This window comes from Parathalassolituus penaei (assembly GCF_026626885.1).
GTDB classification, from domain to species: Bacteria; Pseudomonadota; Gammaproteobacteria; order Pseudomonadales; family Oceanobacteraceae; genus Oceanobacter; species Oceanobacter penaei.
This window is the reverse complement of the sequence record NZ_JAPNOA010000003.1, coordinates 127,880-145,001: the sequence shown is the minus strand read 5'-3', so window position 1 is coordinate 145,001 and position 17,122 is coordinate 127,880. Positions and strand designations below refer to the sequence as shown.

Genomic DNA, 17,122 nt, shown 5'->3' with positions numbered 1-17,122 from the left:
GCCGATAAGGCAATAGAGAGGATATCCCGGCAAGTCAGGGATAGTTTCCCGGGATATCCCGTTATGCATTGCAGTCAGCATGACTGCCGAAAACTCAGGTTGTTGTCACTGGAGGCGATGTAGGGAATCTTTTTCTCGTTCGCCAAAACCGCTAACGGGCTGTAGTCGCGCCCTTCTGATAAGCCAGAGCGGGCACGGAGTGATGCAGCTGATTCCTCTCTGATTATTGTGAAGACAAAGGCCTGCTACGGCGCTGATTGAGTGAGTGTGTTGGAGTCTTACCTCCCTGAATCAATTCTTGCTCTTTTTTCTTACCTTGCTGAAACAGCAATACCAGTCCAAGGCCTGCCGCTGAAGTACAGGCTCCGGCAATGGTAACGGCTGGCAGTCCAAGACCTGCATGAATGACCGCACCGCCCAGTGCGGCGCCAATGGCGTTGCCCATGTTGAAGGCTGCAATGTTCATGGCCGAGGCCAGATTCGGTGCCTCGCTGGCTTCCTGCACCACCAGTGATTGCAACGGTGGTACTACGGCAAAACTGACGATCCCCCACAGGAATACCAGTGGCGCAACGATTGCCGCCGATTGCATGGTGAAGGCAAACAACAGCAGCAAGGCAATGGTCGCGACCAGGGAAATAATCAGGGTTCCCATCAATGAGCGGTCGGCCCAGCGACCGGCGATCCAGTTGCCGGCAGTCAGTCCAAGGCCGTATACCACCAGCATGCTGGTAATAAAAAATGTTCCGGCGCGGGTTTCCTGTTCCAGAATCGGCACTATGTAGGTGAACACGGTAAACATGGAGCTGGCACCCACCACGGTCAGCAGCAGGGCAAACAGGACTGAACCGCTTGCCAGCACCTTGAGTTCATCACGAATGCTGCTTTCGCCGTCGACTGGTAGTTTGGGTAAATACAGGCGCAGCGCCAGCAAGGTCAGCAAGCCAATACCTGCCATTCCGTAAAAAGGAATGCGCCAGCCAACCGCTTCTCCCACCCAGGTGGCCAATGGCACGCCGCCGATGTTGGCGATGGTCAGCCCTGAAAACATGGCGGCCATGGCCGCAGCCCGTTTATCCGGACTGGCCAGATTGGCCGCAACTACCGCGCCCACACCAAAAAACGCCCCGTGGTTAAACGAGGTAACAATACGGGCGATCAGCAGGGTGCTGTAACTGTCGGCCAGCGCCGATAACAGGTTGCCAAGGGTGTAGATGCTCATGGCCAGCAACAGCAGGCTACGACGCGACATTTTGGCGAACCCGAGGGTCATGATGGGGGCGCCAATCACCACACCAAAGGCATAGGCGCTGATCAGCATGCCCGCGCTCGGGATACTGACGCCCAGATCTTCGGCAATCACCGGCAACATACCCATCGGGCCGAACTCGGTAACACCGATACCAAATGATCCCAGCGCGAGGGCCAGAATCGGAAAATTGATTTTCATGGGTTTATTCCTGACCTGTGAATCTGCGGAATATAAATGAGCAAGGATAGGTTGATTAGTGCTAGTGTCAGTCCATCAGTTGTGCGCATGGCGCAAAGGTGGGAATAATGGAGCTGAAAAAAGCCGATCGAACAGCGGATATGGCGACGTTTCTGGCGGTGGCCTGTGAAGGCAGTCTGAGTGCCGCAGCGCGTTCGTTGGGGCTGACGCCATCAGCGGTCAGTCGGGTCGTGAGTCGTCTGGAAGATCGACTCGGTGTCCGGCTGGTGGTGCGTACCACGCGCAGTTTGCGGTTGACCCCGGAGGGGAAGGAATATGCGCTGGCTGCCCGGCGTATTCTGGCGGATCTCGATCAGGTCGAATCGGCCATTGCTGACAGAGCCAGTCCTAGTGGATTGCTGCGCATCAGTATGGCAATGGCGCATGGTCGCATCACCGTGGTGCCGTTGCTGAAGGAGTTTCTGGAACGTTATCCGGAAATTCAGGTGGAAGTTCAGCTCAGCGACGAAGTGGCGGACATTCTGGGTGGACATGTGGATGTCGGGATACGTTTTGGTCCCCTGATCGACAGCCCGCTGACGGCGCGCCGTATTGGTGAAACGGGTCGTCAGGTGGTGGCCTCGCCAGAATATCTGAAGCGTTTTGGTGTGCCGCAACATCCCTATGAACTGACGCAGCATAACTGCATCGATTTCAGCTTTCGGCGTATTGAACCAGGCTGGCCATTCCGGATTGATGGTCAGGAAGTCATGTTGCCGGTATCGGGCAACTTGCAGGCCAATAACGGCGAAACCCTGGTGCAGCTGGCGTTACAGGGGGTAGGGATCACCCGGGTCGGGAGTTTTCACACGGTTGAGGATATTCGCTGTGGACGGCTGGTGTCCCTGCTGGATGATTTTAATCCGGATGATTCCGAGAGCATTCATGCGGTGTTTGTTGGTGGTGTCCACATGCCGGCACGGGTGCGGGTATTTGTTGACTATCTGGTTGAAAAGCTGCGCCCTGAAAGTCTTGGAAAGGCTTCCGGTATTGGCAAAACCCTCTGAGACCGGCTCAGGGTCATAACCGGTTGGCGGGCTTTTATTTCGAATTCGGAATCGATTGGCGGGCTGGGCTAACTGCTTGTTTTTCCTTGCTTGTATCGTGCCGGATTGGCTGCAAATGACTGTTGCAGGGCGGCCGTTTATCTCACAAGCGTTTAGCGAAAGAATAAGCGGGTACGGACAGCCAAAACCAATACTTTGGAACTATGTTCTGTCAGCGAAAGTAGTCTTTTGCCAGGCGCGCAGATGGGCAAAACTGGGTCTATCATCAGTGAGTCGTGCTGCTTAACCTGTCGGTATGCCTTGAGGCTGGTGATGTCCATTCCCGGATTTCCCTATTCGCAAGGTGTAAGACTTCCGGGGTGTGACCATAGATCCAAGGTGTTCTGGAGCACTATCCAGCACTTTGGGAAGCTGTCCAGGAAGTGGGATCTCCCTGCTTCTGCAAAAACAATAAGAGGAAATGACTATGTGGACCAAACCAGCCTATAACGATCTGCGTATCGGCTTCGAAGTAACCATGTACTTCAGCCACCGTTAAGATCAGAAGCGTCCTGTGCCACTCTTCTTCGGATGGTGGTCAGGGCATTTCTCGGTGCCTTCCGGTTTCCGGTGAGTGCTAAGGTCGTTTGGTCTGGGCATGAAAACGGGGGCCGGAAGGCATTCTGGTTTCTAAGGGTCTGAAAAACGGCCTGCTTACCACAGGGTCTTCCGATGAAAGTACATATTCTGGGTTCTGCTGCCGGAGGTGGTTTTCCTCAGTGGAACTGCAACTGCGCCAACTGTCGCGGTTTTCGGGAAGGGCGTATTCGTGCCCAGGCCCGCACCCAATCTTCCATCTGTGTCAGTGCCGATGGCGAACGCTGGTTGCTGTTTAATGCATCCCCCGATATTCGCGCGCAACTGGCCTCGTTTGCCCCCCTGCAGCCTGCCCGCAAGGATCGTGACACCGGTATTCACGCCATTGTGCTGATGGATGCCCAGATTGATCACACCACTGGCCTGCTGATGCTGCGTGAAGGGCTGCCGATGGACGTGTACACCACGGCACCGGTACACGACGACCTGAGCAGCGGCTTCCCGCTGTTCACCATGCTGAAGAAGTGGAATGGTGGCCCTCGTCACCATGAAGTGCCGATTGATGGTAGCTCTTTCACCATTCCGGGCATGGAAACCCTGAAAATCAGCGCATTTCCGCTCGACAGTAATGCACCACCGTATTCTCCGCGTCGTGGCAACCCGATGCCGGGGGACAATATTGGTATCTTTATTGAAGACACCCAGACCGGTGGCAAGCTCTTTTATGCACCGGGCCTTGGCATCATTGAAGAACACCTGTTGCCGTGGATGGCCAAGGCCGACTGTTTGCTGGTCGACGGCACACTCTGGACCGACGATGAAATGATCCGTCTGGGTCTGAGCCAATCGACTGGCCAGATGATGGGACACCTGTCGCAGTCCGGTGACGGTGGCATGCTGGAAGTGCTGGCCGGATATCCGGGCAAACGCAAGATTCTTATCCATATCAACAACACCAACCCGATCCTCAATGAAGACTCTGAGCAGCGTGCCATTGTCGAAAGCCAGGGTGTGGAAGTGTCGTTTGATGGAATGGAGTTTGATCTGTAATACGGATCAGCGGCGGGCATCTGTGGGACGCCCGTCGATACAACTATAAACACGGTCCATCGAGGCTGTGAGTGGGGAAAGCGCAGAGACTGGCCAGTGCAGACTGGCGTCATCCTCCCCCGTAACAATAAAAAATGGAGACATCCTGATGTCCGACAACAATCGCCAGCCCTGGAGTCGTGAAGAGTTTGAACAGCGCCTGCGTGCCAAAGGTTCCCTTTACCACATCCACCATCCGTATCACGTTGCCATGCACAAGGGCGAGTGTACTCCGGAGCAGATCCGTGGCTGGGTAGCCAACCGTTTTTATTACCAGATCATGATCCCCGTGAAAGACGCCAATATTCTGGCCAACTGCCGTGATCGTGAAGAGCGTCGTCTCTGGGTCCAACGTATTCTGGACCATGATGGATACGGCGGTGCACAGGGCGGTATCGAAGCCTGGCTGTGTCTGGGTGAAGCCGTTGGTATTGATCGTGACACCATGATGTCGCAAGAACTGGTATTGCCAGGTGTGCGTTTTGCAGTGGATGCGTACGTGAATTTTGCCCGTCGCGCCAACTGGGAACAGGCTGCCTGTTCATCCCTGACCGAAATGTTCGCACCAGAAATTCACCAGTCACGGCTGGATACCTGGCCGTCCAACTATCCGTGGATCAACCAGGATGGTCTGAAATATTTCCGTGGTCGTCTGAGCGAAGCCCGTCGCGACGTCCAGCATGGTCTGCAGGTAACTCTGGATCATTTTGTTACCCGTGCCCAGCAGGAACAGGCGCTGGATATCCTGCAATTCAAGCTTGATATTCTCTGGACCATGCTCGATGCCATGACCATGGCCTATTATCTTGATCGTGCGCCGTACCATACCGTTGAAGCGGATGGCATGGGCAACCCGATCCGTTATCACAAGGGAGTTTATTGATGGTTTCTCCTGAGCAGATCCCGGCCGTCAGCCGGGTATATCGCCTGCAGTGGGAAGAGAGCCAGCAGTCATTTGTGCTGCTGTATCCTGAAGGCATGGTGCAGCTTAACGGCAGTGCCGGAGAAATCATGGCCCAGGTCGATGGTGTGAAGTCGGTAGCCGACGTCATTGCCGCGCTGGAAGCCAAATTCCCGGAAGCCGGTGACCTGTCTGCCGATATCCTTGAGTTCCTGGAGATCGCCCGTGACAAACACTGGATCACCATCAGCTGAGCCACGCGTGGCTCACGACTTTATCAATGGTATGCCCACTGGCGTGGGTAAACCGTTCTGGCTGCTGGCGGAGTTGACCTATCGTTGCCCGCTGCAGTGCAGTTATTGCTCCAATCCACTCGACCTGAAAAACACCGGCCCTGAGCTGACCACGGATGAATGGATTCGTGTGTTTGAACAAGGCCGCAAGATGGGCGCTGCCCAGCTGGGTTTTTCCGGTGGTGAACCGCTGCTGCGCCAGGATCTGGAGATCCTGATCCGCGAAGCGCGGCGTATGGGTTATTACACCAACCTGATCACGTCCGGTCTGGGGATGGATGGTCGTCGCGTGGCCGACTTCCACGCCGCCGGTCTTGACCATATCCAGGTCAGTTTTCAGGCCAGCAGCGAAGAGCTGAACAATCGCCTGGCAGGTAGCCACAAGGCATTTGCCCAGAAACTGGCGATGGCGAAAGAAGTAAAAGCCCAGGGTTATCCCATGGTGCTCAACTTCGTGATTCACCGCGATAACATTGGTGAAATCGACAAGATCATCGAACTGTCGATTGAACTGCAGGCCGACTTTGTGGAGCTGGCGATTGCCCAGTACTACGGCTGGGCCTTTATCAACCGTGAACACCTGTTACCAACCCGCGAGCAGCTGCAGAAAGCCGAAGCCATTACCAATGAGTATCGGGCCAGGCTGAACGGCAACGGCCCTAAACTGATCTTCGTAACGCCGGATTATTACGAGGAACGGCCAAAAGCCTGTATGAACGGTTGGGGCAATATTTTCCTGACGGTGGCACCGGATGGCACTGCCTTGCCGTGCCACAGTGCCCGTGAACTGCCCATCGACTTTCCGAATGTTCGTGATCATTCGTTGGAAGACATCTGGTATCGCTCCACCGGTTTTAACCATTTCCGTGGTTACGAGTGGATGAAAGAACCCTGTCGCTCCTGTGATGAAAAACAGAAGGACTTTGGTGGTTGCCGTTGTCAGGCTTTCAAGCTGACCGGTGATGCCAACAACGCCGACCCCGTGTGTGGCAAGTCCGAACATCATCACAAGATTGTGCAAGCGCGTACCGAAGCTGATCAGCTGGCGGTGGGTGGCGACGCTGCAACGCCTTTGCTGGCGCGCAACGTCCACAATCAGGAGGCAGCGCTGGCGATTATTGCCCGCAGCCGTTAACCAGAGATGCCCCTGTCTGCCGACAGGGGCCATCGCACGGGTTGATCATGTCGTCTGAACTCTCATCTCACCTGGCTGCCCATCAGGGCAAGCTCTGGGCCGAACTGCGCGTGTCGGCTGACTATCTGGCCTGGCTGGAATTTGATCCGGCCGATGGTCGTAATCGTATTTGTGTTCGGGGTTTACCCGGTCAATCCACAGCCCCTGTGCGCCGTCTGGTCAGTTCCCCCTGGAGTGTCCGCAGTCGTGTTCACGAATACGGCGGTGGTGCCTATTGCTGGGTTGGCCAATGGCTGTTGTTTGTTAACGATGCTGACCAAGGCCTGTACTGGCAATCGGTTGAAGACCCGCACGCCTTGCCGAGCAAACTCTGGTATCAGGCTGGTCATCGTTATGGTGACTTGCGTTACGACCCGGTACACCAGCGTCTGTTGATGGTGGAGGAAATCCACTGCGGTCATCAGGTCGAAAATCGTCTGGTTGCATTGCCGCTGGAACGTTTGGGGATGGAAGCCACCCGTGCACCGCAGGTGCTGTTTTGTGGCACCGATTTCTGCAGCAGTCCGCGTATCAGCCCCTGTGGTCAATACATGGCCTGGTTAAGCTGGAATCATCCCAATCAGCCGTGGTTGGCCGCCGCGTTAACGCTGGCAGAGCTGGACTCGCAAGGGTTTCCCCTCGACCGGGTGGAACTGATTTCCGAAAGTGCCAATACGGCGGTTTTTCAGCCGGAGTTTGACGACGACAGTAACCTCTGTTTTGTCGCCGACCAGCCGCCGATTTCCGGTGACGACAACCATTCGGCTGACAACTGGTGGAATCTGTATCGTTACCGCTTTGCCCGCCGTGAGCCGGACGACGACCATTTTGGCAGTCGCCTGCACAGCGGCTGTATGGACTCCCTGCTGGTCATGCATCGCGAATTTGGTGTTGCCCAGTGGCAGCTTGGCCTGAGCACATGGTGTGTGTTGCCGGGGCAACGACTGCTGGCCAGCTGGTTTGACCGTGGTCTGGCAGGTTTGCTGGAGCTGAATACCGACACCGCCGCCTGGCAGATGCGCCAGAGTGGGCTGGCCCGCTGCCATAGTCTGCAGGCGTTGCCATCGGGTGGGGCGGTATTACTGACCGAACAGGCTGACCAGCCGACCTGTCTGGCCTGGCTGGATGATCAGGGGAACTGGCACTGGCTGGAGCACCTTGATCCTGATCCTTTGGCGGGGATATCGGCACAGCTGTCGGTGCCAGTGGCGTTTGCCTGCCCAACCGCCGATGATGAACCTTTATGGGGTTTTTATTACCCGCCAACCGCCCCATCAGATGGGCCGTTGCCGCCATTACTGATCCAGATTCACGGCGGCCCGACTTCCATGGCCGACGTTGCGTTTGATATGCAACGCCTGTTCTGGAGCAGTCGCGGTTTTGCCTTGCTGGTGCTGAATTACCGGGGCAGTAGTGGTTTTGGCCGTCATTACCGTTTGCAGTTGCAAGGGCAGTGGGGCATATCCGATGTTGAGGATGTCCAGTTCGCGGCCATTCATGCGGCCCGCTGTGGCTGGGCTGATCCGCAGCGTATTTTTGTGCGCGGTAACAGCGCGGGTGGTTATACCGTGTTGCGTCTGTTATCGGGTGCCGGGAATAACGATGTGCGCATCCGCGCCGGTGCCAGCCATTACGGCATCAGCGATCTGGCCTTGCTGAATCAGCATACCCACAAGTTTGAGTCCCGTTATCTGCATTGGCTGATTGGTGATCCGCAGCTGCAGGCGGAGCGATATCAACAACGTTCGCCGATATTTGAGCCGGAGTCGCGCTGGAAACCGGTGATCTTTTTTCAGGGGCAAAATGACCGGGTGGTGCCGGCTGAGCAAACCCGTAACCTGCATGACATGCTGGCACGGCGTGGGCGCGTCAGTGAGTATCATCTGTTCTCCGGCGAAGGACACGGTTTCCGTCAGGCTCGGCATCGGCAGCAGGTGCTGGAGCGGGAGCTGGCGTTTTATCGGATGTTCGGTTAATGCTCGACGCCAATAAAAAGCCCGGTTCATGTGTAATGCCGATCAGTTAAGCACCCGTCGGCATTCTTACACTTCGTTACCGCATCGGATGGTCAAGATCTGCTTGGCTTGTTAATTGGCTCTACCGTATGCCCTCATGGGGGACTTTGTCCCCCATGAGGGCGGCCTTCCCCTGCTTAGCCCGACTGGGCTCGTGTTTCCGGTTTTCACCGACAACGGCTTTTCGACCCCGGCCCGATGGCACGTCCCTGTGCCCTGTCTATCGGTGAAAACGGGGCCTTGCGGGGCATCCATGCCCCGGCTGGGTCGGCCGTTGCGGTGAATCCCGGCTCGCCCAGATGGGCATTGGGCAGCCAGCTGCGCTGGGCAAATTCGGAAATCAATGATCAGGCTGTTTAAATGATCAGCATTACGGTTCATGTGTTATGAACCGGGCTTTTGGATTTTTGCTTGTGGCGAAAGGGTAAGTGCGTGAGCGCGTTATTCGAGCGTACGGCCTTTTAGCACCTTGCGTTCGGTGATCACATTGTTGAGTGAGTCAGTGTCGATCCACAAACGTGCTTCCGGGTACTGCTGGCCCTGACAATCCTGATCCTGCTTTTCCGGATCAATCATGTAATACCAGTTGCCGTCATACAGCACTTCAAACCCTTTTTCAGCATTTTTGCCCAGTGGCGCGTAGTCACCGGTGTATTTGCCCTTTTCGACACCAAACGCCAGAGCAGTGCCTTCTTCAAAGCTCACGGCAACGTAGTTTTCGTTGCTGCGTACCACCAGGCCGGGTGTCCATTTCGGAATCACGACCTGATTAACGGTACGGCCTTGTTTGCGAATCAGACGACCACTGCTGATGCCGGTTTCGGTCGTGGTGAGTTCTCGCTCGATCACCAGTTCCGGACATACGTAGAACTGCAACTTGTTCAGATGTTCGCTGGTGAATCCCTCGTTATCACGGAATTCCTGGGTGAACCGTACGTAATCGTTTTTGGGCGCAGTAGTGGCGCAACCGGCCAGTAACAGACTGGCGGCAACGGCAACAAAAAGTGGTCTGGACATCATGTCTCCATGGCTATACGGCCAGAGACAAACTGGCCGCAGACGGCAGCGGGGGATACCGTTACCGTAGCAGCCAGAGCAGGATTGTCAACGCAGGGAGCGTCAGGACGCAGGGCTGGCCAGCCGGTTCCTGACGGAGTCTGACGGCTATCAGATGGGAGCCAGCAGGGCGGCCATGGAAATGCCCATGATCTGGGTGTGCTCTTCCTTCGGACCACCGGTTTTTTCGATTTCACCCAGACGCATGGAATTGGTGACGATCATGCGGCAGCGCTCCCAGCGACGATTCTGGAAGCGTTCCAGTACGTCGAGGATATGACCACCATTGCGGAATTCCTCGGCCAGTACCACCGCATCTTCGTGACCCATACCGGCACCGGACGCCAGGTGTGGTGTGGTGGCGTGTACACAGTCACCCATCAGCAATACACGGCCCTTGTACCATGGGCGTGGCATCAGCATACCTTCCAGTGGACGGTAGATAATCTGGGAGGATGACCCCAGATTCTCACGAATTTTCACTACCTCCGGCGCGGTGAAAGGCTCCAGCAGGCTGCTCAGGTGGGGTACCAGTTCGTGTTCTTCGAAGAACTTGTCCATGGTTGGACGGGCTTCGGTGTAGTACAGGTACATTTCAGTATCGGAAACCGGCGTGAAACCAACCTTGCCCTTCGGACCGAGGTACTGCATGGCGCAATCGACATCGCCACGTGGAATCACGGCACGCCAGACGCCCTGACCGGTGTACTGTGGACGCGGAGCATCCGGGAAAACTTCCTGACGAACTTTCGAGAATACGCCGTCGGTGCCCAGCACCAGATCGTAGCTGCCGAAACGGCCGTCAGAGAACTCGACGTTAACCTGATCGCCGACTTCTTCGATACGAGTAAAGGTAACGCCGAGATGAACATCAATACCGGCTTCTTTGGTTGCTTCACCGAGAATACGCGCCAGCACCGGGCGCATGATGCCACCGCCGCCCACAATGCTGGAATCCGGGACCGCCGGGGTCTGGATCTGTTTGATCAGGGTGCCTTCGGTGTTGAACATCTTTACACCGGAAGTGATTGCACCTTTTTCCTTGAACTGCGGCAGGATACCGATTTTTTCAATGGCACGCAGGGATGGGCCGCTGACGGTAATGCCGGCACCGTCGGTGCGCCAGTTCTTGTCGATTTCGACCAGTTCAACATCGGCACCCTGTTGTTTCAGCAGGATGGCGGCAGACATACCGGTGAAACCACCACCGATAATCAGAATTTTTTGAGCAGGAAGCGTCATTTCAAATCTCCTTGGTCTGGTCGGCGCCAAGCAGCACCTGACCATCCGGGGTCACTGTTATTGTTATTGCCTCTAATACCCGTCCAGAACATGGACCGGGCAGACCAACGCCGGTTTCGGGATCAAACAGGGCACCGTGGCCACTGCACATCACATGGGTGCCTGCCTGATTCAGGTAGGCATCTTTGCGCCACGCCATGGGCGCACCTTCATATCCCTTGTGAGGGCAGGCATTTCGCCATGCGAACAACTTGCCGTGCCTGCGCACGATAAACAGGCTGTCGCGACCACGATGTTCCGGATCAAACCCGAGGGACTTGCCTTCCTCTATCTGCTGTTGCCAGCACAGGAATGGCAGACCCTGAGGTTCAGATGCCATCAGTGTGGATCACCACCTGGCATCCATTTGTTGACCAGGGTGAAGTTGAAGATCTGGGACGCATCAGCGCTGGCATCGATTTCACGTGGGGTCCAGCTGTCGTCATGGAGGTCCATGTCGGCGTCGAATTCAACGTGTACGCCCATCGGGCTGTTGAAGTACCAGAACCAATTGGAACCGTAGATGTGGCGACCTGGGCCCCAGAAGGATTCATAACCCTTGTCCTGGAAGCGTTTGCCAGCCAGCAGCAGTTCGGTTGGGCCACCGAGGTGGAAAGTGAAGTGTTCAACACCCTGCATTTCTGGCGGAGTGTTCACCAGGAAAATGGTGTGGTGGTCGAGCGTACCGGCTGGACGCAGGAATGGGCCAAGATTGGTGAAACGGTCGGCAACCCGGAAACCCAGACGTTCGATATAGAATTTTTCGGCCTTTTTGCTATCCGGCACAAAGTAAACGATGTGGGACAGAGAACGCGGGATGATCTCGATGGACTCATCAGCACCAATCACGTTGGCCGGACGACCTGGAGCGGCACCCGGGGCGTTAATGGCTTCGGCTGGCAGATCCAGTGGTTTACGCACACTGACCTGAAAACCGATGGCAAAGCCCATATCGTCGACGGATTCGATGGCGCCATCGGCCAGACGCAGCACCGTACGGTCACGACCCAGTTCTTCGGCGATGGCATCAACCGTGGCCTGATCAGCACAGCCGTGAATGGTTTTGCGGATCATGGAACCAGTGGCCAGAGGAGCTGGCAGGCTGGCATCGTCACGGTGGCGGATAACAATCGAGGTGCCATCCAGGGCTTCAAATTCACCGCCTTCGGCACAGACATTCTTTGGCAGCAGGCCGTAGTCAGTGAGGTATTGGCAACAGGCGGCGACGTCATCAACGCCGAACACCAGAGAGTCAAGGCCGACAATATTCATGGCATTTACCTTTTTTATTGTTGTTTATGGGCAAGAGCCGACAGTCACTGTCGCACTCCCGATGCCTGCAGTCTATGAAGATGCTATGTATCGATAAAATGGTTTGTACATATGGCAGCCATAAGTTGTATCGATATAAGAACAACAATAACAGCCCTGATGAGGGCTAGGCATCAGGGATTGTTATGCACTTTCAACGCTTTGATCTGAATTTACTGGTAGCGCTGGACGCCTTGCTGGAAGAGAAAAGTGTCAGCCGCGCTGCCGAACGCCTGTTCGTGACCCAACCGGCCATGAGTGGTTCGTTACAGCGTTTGCGCGAACGTTTTAACGACCCGTTGCTGGTGCGGGTGGGGCGGGTAATGGAGCTGACACCGCGAGCACGGGCTCTGATCTCGCCGGTGCGTGAGGTGTTGTTGCGGATTCAATCAACGCTGGAGAATGAACCCGAGTTTGATCCATTTTCGGTCAAACGTACCTTCCGGCTGGCCGTCAGTGATTATGTCGCCACGGTGCTGATGCCATCCCTGATGCAGGCGCTGGAGCAGGAGGCGCCGGGTGTGTCGCTGAATCTGGTGCCGGTTGGGGATTTGTCGCTGGATGAATTAAAAAGTGGGCGCATTGATCTGCTGATTCGGGCATTGATAGACCCGTTACACGAAGCCCGTCATCTCACTGATGATATCCAGACCCGGGATTTGTTTGTGGACGACTGGGTGTGTGCGACTTGTCGCGATCACCCCGAGTTGCAGCAACTCACGGAGCTGTCACGGGAACTCTATATCCGTTTACCTCATCTGGCGCTCAACCTTGGCCGTAATTCACCGATGCTGGAAGAGCTGGCACGGGCGCAGATGTCTCTGAATCTGGATATTCGTGCGACGGCACCGAATTTTCTGAGTCTGGTGATGATGCTGCCGGGCAGTCGTTATCTGGTGATGTTGCCAAGGCGTCTGGCTCTGCAAGTGGCCAGTAATGTGCCGCTGAGCCTGTGGCCAGCACCGGTCAGTATTCCGGTGTTGCAGGAGCGGATGTTGTGGCATGTGCGGGATGAAACCGATCTCGGGCATCACTGGTTGCGTCAGCGTGTGGCAATACTCGGGGCGGGTTTGATGGCGTCAGAGTCCTCAGCAGCAGCGGCCAGTCAGGAGCAGCAGGCCGCGCTGCTGGTGTAAACCGGAGGCTTCCGGTAGTCCGGGCGGGGGTGATCCGGACGAGGGTTTCGAGAGTCCGTTATCCGCTTATGGCAGGGTCAGATAACTGGCTACTTCGGTGATGTATTCCGGCGCTGGCATGAACGACAGCGGGTTACCACCGGCAGCATCAAAGCCGACCTTGCGAGCGGCCAGGTCTCGCAGGAACGGTACATGACCGAGACACGGAATCCCCATGTTATCGAACGATTGGGTCAGGAATTCGAGGTTTTCGGTTTCCACGTCCATCTGCGCCGACAAGCTGTTGGCGACCCAACCTGCAATCGGCAGGCCACGGCTGAGAATGGCTTCCGCGCTCAGCAGCGCGTGGCTGATACACCCCAGACGTAATCCCACCACCAGTACCACCGGATAATTCAGCGCCACCGCGAGGTCGGCCAGCGATTCGGTGTAATTCAATGGCACCAGCCAGCCGCCTGCGCCTTCGACCAGAATCAGGTCGGAGTCGGTTGGCAGGCGTTCTTCACAGGCATCGCGCAGGGCGGCCAGTTTCAGCGGAGTACCTTCCTGACGGGCGGCAATGTGCGGTGCAATGGCCGCTTGCAAGGCCACCGGGTTGTGGGTGTTGTACGGGCGTTGTGGCTCACTGTGGCGTTGCAGCAGCAGGGCATCGGCGTTTTGCCATTCCTCCGTGTTGCTGTTCAGTACACAACCGGCCGCAACCGGTTTGAGGCCAAAGGTTGTCCGTCCTTGTTGCCGGGCTTTTTCCAGCAGTGCTGCTGAAATAAGGGATTTGCCTGCGTCGGTATCCGTACCGGTTACAAAGAGACGTGAAATCATGTCGGAATCTTGCCCTGATGACGGCGATACGGCTCCATCCACGGACGATGGTTAGGAGCGGTTTCATAGCCGGGTTGTTTGGTTGCCAGCAGCCAGCATACCTCATAACTGAGGGGCAGGCGGCCATCGGCGTTGCGTGGATAGTGCTGGTCGAGAGCGCGCAGCAGGGCGCGTCCGGCCAGACCGGGGCGACGGCCCTGATTGACGTTGGTGGCACCAATGGCTTTCAGGGTGTGCAACAGCTCACTCATGTTGCTGTAGAGCGGCTGGATCTGGTGCTGATGCAAACGGGTCATGACCAGTCCGGCGGCAAACAGACTGCGGGTCAGTTCGTGCTGGCTGGTAAACGGGTTTACATGGCGGAAGTTATCGATCTTGCGCCAGGCGGTTTGCAACTCACGATGCGTGCCGGGCAGCAGGGTAGCAATTGCCAGCGTACCACCGGGTTTTAATACCCGTGCCCATTCCTGCAGGGTGTGTTGCGGATGTTCACTCCACTGGATCATCAGGCTGGAGAAAATACCGTCCTGGCTGTCGGTTGCCAGTGGCAAATCATCAGCATCAGCCTGAATCAGCTGGATATTCGGCAGTTTGCGGGCGGCAGCGGTTTCCAGCATGCCGGAAGCCAGATCGATACCACTAACCTGGCCCGCGCCCAGTTTCAGCAGGCTGGCAAACGAGTAGCCGGTGCCACAGCCAATATCGGCCCAGTGGCCATTTAATGGCAGGTGTTGTTCCTGCAGCAGGTCGAGCAGGGTATCGGCGGCTTGTTGCTGCACGGTGGCAGCACTGTCATAACAACGGGCAGCGCGGTTGAATTGCTGGCTGACCTGGCGTTTGTCACGCAAGAATTCGGTCATGATGGTCAGTGATCCTGCCCCAGAGTCGCAAACAGGGAAGCGAGTTCGTTGTGGCTGGCGGTTTCCAGCAACAGGCCGTGGCTTTGGCCCATGCCGCGAGACGGCTCCAGTCCTCCCGGTGTCAGGCTGTCGGCACTGGCATACAGGTGTAATTGCGGAATACCTGCCGCCTGCAAGGCGCGCTGATCCTGCTCCAGATTGTACTCGCCGAGCCAGGCGAGACTGTGGCCAAGGCTGCGACCTTCGGGACTGAGCTGATATTCGGCCAGTCGGTTCGCCAGTGTCTTGCGCTCATCACTGCCCTGGGCACACAGGCCCAGAAAACGTTTCAGGGTTTTCTCTGGTTGTTGTGCCAGGCCTTGCTGGAAAGCCTCAAACACCGCCGGGTCCATCCCCCAGTCGCTGCCGTTATCCGGTTTGCAGAACTGCTGGCCAGTGGCGATGGTGAGTACCGAACGAGCGTTAGCAGCATGCGCTGCACGCATCGCCAGCGCGCCACCCAGCGACCAGCCAACCCAGATGGCACCGGGTTGGGCGCTGGCCGCCAGTTGTTCAGCAAAGCTCTGGAAGTCGCCAGCAGCGGCATCCCAGTTCAGGCCCCAGTGCTGGCCCGGCAGGGTAGCCAGAAAATCAGCAAATACGGTTGGTGCAAAACTCCAGCCTGGTAACCAGTACCAGCTGGTGGTCGGTGTCTGGTCAGCGTTGATGCTGGCCAGTGGTTGCCATAATGGCAGACTCATGACCTTGGCTCCTGTGGATCAGTGCAGAGTTCAATCAGGGCGTCCAGCAGGGCGTCAATCTGATCACGATGATGGGCTGCTGTGAGGGTAATGCGCAGACGGCTGCTGCCTTCCGGTACGGTTGGTGGACGGATGGCCGTTACCCAGAAACCACGCTGACGCAGTTTCTGGCTCAGTTCCAGCGTGCGATCTTCAGCACCAACCAGCAACGGCTGGATCGGTGAGACGGAATCCATCAGATTCAGACCGGCTTCCAGTGCACGAGCGCGGAAGTGCTGAATATGGCCATCCAGAACCTGACGCAGCTGGTTATCCTTCATTCGACGGAGGTTGCCCAGCATGGCTTCGGCAACCGCTGGTGGCAGGGCGGTGGTGTAGATATACGGACGCGCAAACTGGATCAGGTAATCAATGGTATCGGAATCGGCCCCCACAAAGGCACCAAAACCTCCCAGCGCCTTGCCAAGGGTGCCGACATATAACGGCAGTTCAGCCGGGCTCAGACCGAAGTGCTCGCGCACACCACCACCGTTGGTGCCAATCACACCCAGACCGTGGGCGTCATCGACCATCAACAGGGCATCCTGTTGCTGGCAAATCCGGCTGAGGGCGGCAACGTCGGCGAGGTCGCCATCCATACTGAAAATACTGTCGGTGACCACCATCGCCAGACCCTGACGGCTGCTGTTGGCCTGGCTTTCCCGGAAATTCTGCAGGCGTTGTTGCAGGTGAGTGTAATCAAGGTGGTGATAACGCTGGAAATCGGCGCGACTGAGTTGGGCACCGTCGAGTAACGATGCATGATTCAGACGGTCCTGCAGCACCAGATCGCCACGTTGGGCGAAGGCGTTGATGACTCCCATGTTGGCCATGTAGCCGGTCGAGAACAAGAGTGCCCGGGGATAACCGGTATGGTGCGCCAGTGCTTCTTCCAGTTGCTGGTGAGCACGGCTGTGGCCACACACCAGATGCGACGCACCACTGCCAAGGCCCCAGCGTTGGGCGGCAGCGGCAAGATCATCACCGCCGGTATTGGCGAGGCCCAGGTAGTCGTTGCTGCAGAAGTTGATCAGACGCTGGCCGTTAACCTCGACTTCGGTTCCCTGCGCACTGTCGAGGGTAACCGGCTGACGCCACTGATGAGCGGCGTGACGCTGCTGCAGGGCGGATGCAATTCGTTGATTCCAGCTCATGAAATTCCGGGACTTTGGGCCAGCCGGGGGAACGCTGGCGCATGATAGACAAACTCCAGACAATAGAGAGCGATTACCTGCGGTCAACCCTGCTGTTGGCCTCAGGTTTACTGGTGCACAGCACAACTCCGTCAGTTTGAGTGGCCGGGCCTGCCGGTATCGGCTGCCAGCGCGCGCCGGGT

Annotated in this window: 17 protein-coding genes; 8 read left to right on the top strand and 9 right to left on the bottom strand. The window is 56.7% G+C overall.

Going from position 1 to position 17,122, the window contains the following annotated elements; genetic code table 11:
- Positions 1-223 precede the first annotated feature (223 nt).
- A complete protein-coding gene (locus tag OUO13_RS00705) occupies positions 224-1,450 on the bottom strand; it encodes an MFS transporter (RefSeq protein ID WP_283171924.1) in 1,227 nt (408 codons plus the stop codon).
- A 107-nt stretch (positions 1,451-1,557) separates the two neighbouring features.
- Here OUO13_RS00705 and OUO13_RS00700 point away from each other — a divergent pair, with 107 nt between their 5' ends.
- The 7 genes from OUO13_RS00700 to OUO13_RS00670 all read left to right on the top strand — a co-directional run bounded on the left by OUO13_RS00700 (position 1,558) and on the right by OUO13_RS00670 (position 8,505).
- Positions 1,558-2,496 carry a LysR substrate-binding domain-containing protein gene (locus tag OUO13_RS00700; RefSeq protein WP_283171923.1) on the top strand — a complete coding sequence of 313 codons (939 nt, stop codon included), beginning with the start codon at positions 1,558-1,560 and terminating at the stop codon, positions 2,494-2,496.
- Between the two features lie 466 nt (positions 2,497-2,962).
- On the top strand, positions 2,963-3,034 hold the full coding sequence (pqqA, locus tag OUO13_RS00695) for a pyrroloquinoline quinone precursor peptide PqqA (protein WP_283171941.1): 72 nt from the start codon (positions 2,963-2,965) through the stop codon (positions 3,032-3,034).
- 173 nt (positions 3,035-3,207) lie between these two features.
- Positions 3,208-4,122: a pyrroloquinoline quinone biosynthesis protein PqqB gene (gene pqqB / locus OUO13_RS00690; protein ID WP_283171922.1), complete on the top strand. Its 915-nt coding sequence runs from the start codon at positions 3,208-3,210 to the stop codon at positions 4,120-4,122.
- Between the two features lie 148 nt (positions 4,123-4,270).
- Positions 4,271-5,044 carry a pyrroloquinoline-quinone synthase PqqC gene (gene pqqC / locus OUO13_RS00685; RefSeq protein ID WP_283171921.1) on the top strand — a complete coding sequence of 258 codons (774 nt, stop codon included), beginning with the start codon at positions 4,271-4,273 and terminating at the stop codon, positions 5,042-5,044.
- Complete coding sequence (pqqD, locus tag OUO13_RS00680; protein WP_283171920.1) at positions 5,044-5,316, top strand: pyrroloquinoline quinone biosynthesis peptide chaperone PqqD; 273 nt, start codon at positions 5,044-5,046, stop codon at positions 5,314-5,316. Before pqqC ends, pqqD begins: the two co-directional genes overlap by 1 nt.
- 31 nt (positions 5,317-5,347) lie before the next feature.
- Positions 5,348-6,490, top strand: coding sequence for a pyrroloquinoline quinone biosynthesis protein PqqE (gene pqqE, locus OUO13_RS00675; RefSeq protein ID WP_283171940.1), 1,143 nt, complete (start codon positions 5,348-5,350; stop codon positions 6,488-6,490).
- 47 nt (positions 6,491-6,537) lie between these two features.
- Positions 6,538-8,505: an alpha/beta hydrolase family protein gene (locus OUO13_RS00670; protein WP_283171919.1), complete on the top strand. Its 1,968-nt coding sequence runs from the start codon at positions 6,538-6,540 to the stop codon at positions 8,503-8,505.
- Between the two features lie 480 nt (positions 8,506-8,985).
- Here the strand turns inward: OUO13_RS00670 and OUO13_RS00665 are convergent, their stop codons facing one another.
- The 4 genes from OUO13_RS00665 to OUO13_RS00650 form a co-directional block, all read right to left on the bottom strand.
- Positions 8,986-9,561, bottom strand: coding sequence for a hypothetical protein (locus tag OUO13_RS00665; protein WP_283171918.1), 576 nt, complete (start codon positions 9,559-9,561; stop codon positions 8,986-8,988).
- Between the two features lie 150 nt (positions 9,562-9,711).
- Positions 9,712-10,842: an FAD-dependent oxidoreductase gene (locus OUO13_RS00660; RefSeq protein ID WP_283171917.1), complete on the bottom strand. Its 1,131-nt coding sequence runs from the start codon at positions 10,840-10,842 to the stop codon at positions 9,712-9,714.
- 1 nt (position 10,843) lies between these two features.
- On the bottom strand, positions 10,844-11,221 hold the full coding sequence (locus OUO13_RS00655) for a Rieske (2Fe-2S) protein (protein ID WP_283171916.1): 378 nt from the start codon (positions 11,219-11,221) through the stop codon (positions 10,844-10,846).
- The gene (locus OUO13_RS00650) at positions 11,221-12,153 is read right to left on the bottom strand and encodes a VOC family protein (RefSeq protein WP_283171915.1); all 933 of its coding nucleotides are present in this window, start codon (positions 12,151-12,153) and stop codon (positions 11,221-11,223) included. Before OUO13_RS00650 ends, OUO13_RS00655 begins: the two co-directional genes overlap by 1 nt.
- A 185-nt stretch (positions 12,154-12,338) precedes the next feature.
- On the opposite strand from OUO13_RS00650, the gene OUO13_RS00645 reads away from it, so the two are divergent.
- Complete coding sequence (locus OUO13_RS00645; RefSeq protein ID WP_283171914.1) at positions 12,339-13,328, top strand: LysR family transcriptional regulator; 990 nt, start codon at positions 12,339-12,341, stop codon at positions 13,326-13,328.
- A 66-nt stretch (positions 13,329-13,394) separates the two neighbouring features.
- Here the strand turns inward: OUO13_RS00645 and bioD are convergent, their stop codons facing one another.
- From bioD to bioF, 4 genes are read right to left on the bottom strand one after another with little or no spacing between them, the layout of a single operon-like run.
- The gene (bioD, locus tag OUO13_RS00640; protein WP_283171913.1) at positions 13,395-14,147 is read right to left on the bottom strand and encodes a dethiobiotin synthase; all 753 of its coding nucleotides are present in this window, start codon (positions 14,145-14,147) and stop codon (positions 13,395-13,397) included.
- A complete protein-coding gene (gene bioC, locus OUO13_RS00635; RefSeq protein ID WP_283171912.1) occupies positions 14,144-15,007 on the bottom strand; it encodes a malonyl-ACP O-methyltransferase BioC in 864 nt (287 codons plus the stop codon). Before bioC ends, bioD begins: the two co-directional genes overlap by 4 nt.
- Before the next feature lie 5 nt (positions 15,008-15,012).
- Positions 15,013-15,747, bottom strand: a complete 735-nt coding sequence (locus tag OUO13_RS00630) for an alpha/beta fold hydrolase (protein WP_283171911.1) — start codon at positions 15,745-15,747, stop codon at positions 15,013-15,015.
- On the bottom strand, positions 15,744-16,940 hold the full coding sequence (gene bioF, locus OUO13_RS00625) for an 8-amino-7-oxononanoate synthase (RefSeq protein ID WP_283171910.1): 1,197 nt from the start codon (positions 16,938-16,940) through the stop codon (positions 15,744-15,746). The genes OUO13_RS00630 and bioF overlap by 4 nt, the downstream gene beginning before the upstream one ends.
- Between the last annotated feature and the right edge of the window lie 182 nt (positions 16,941-17,122).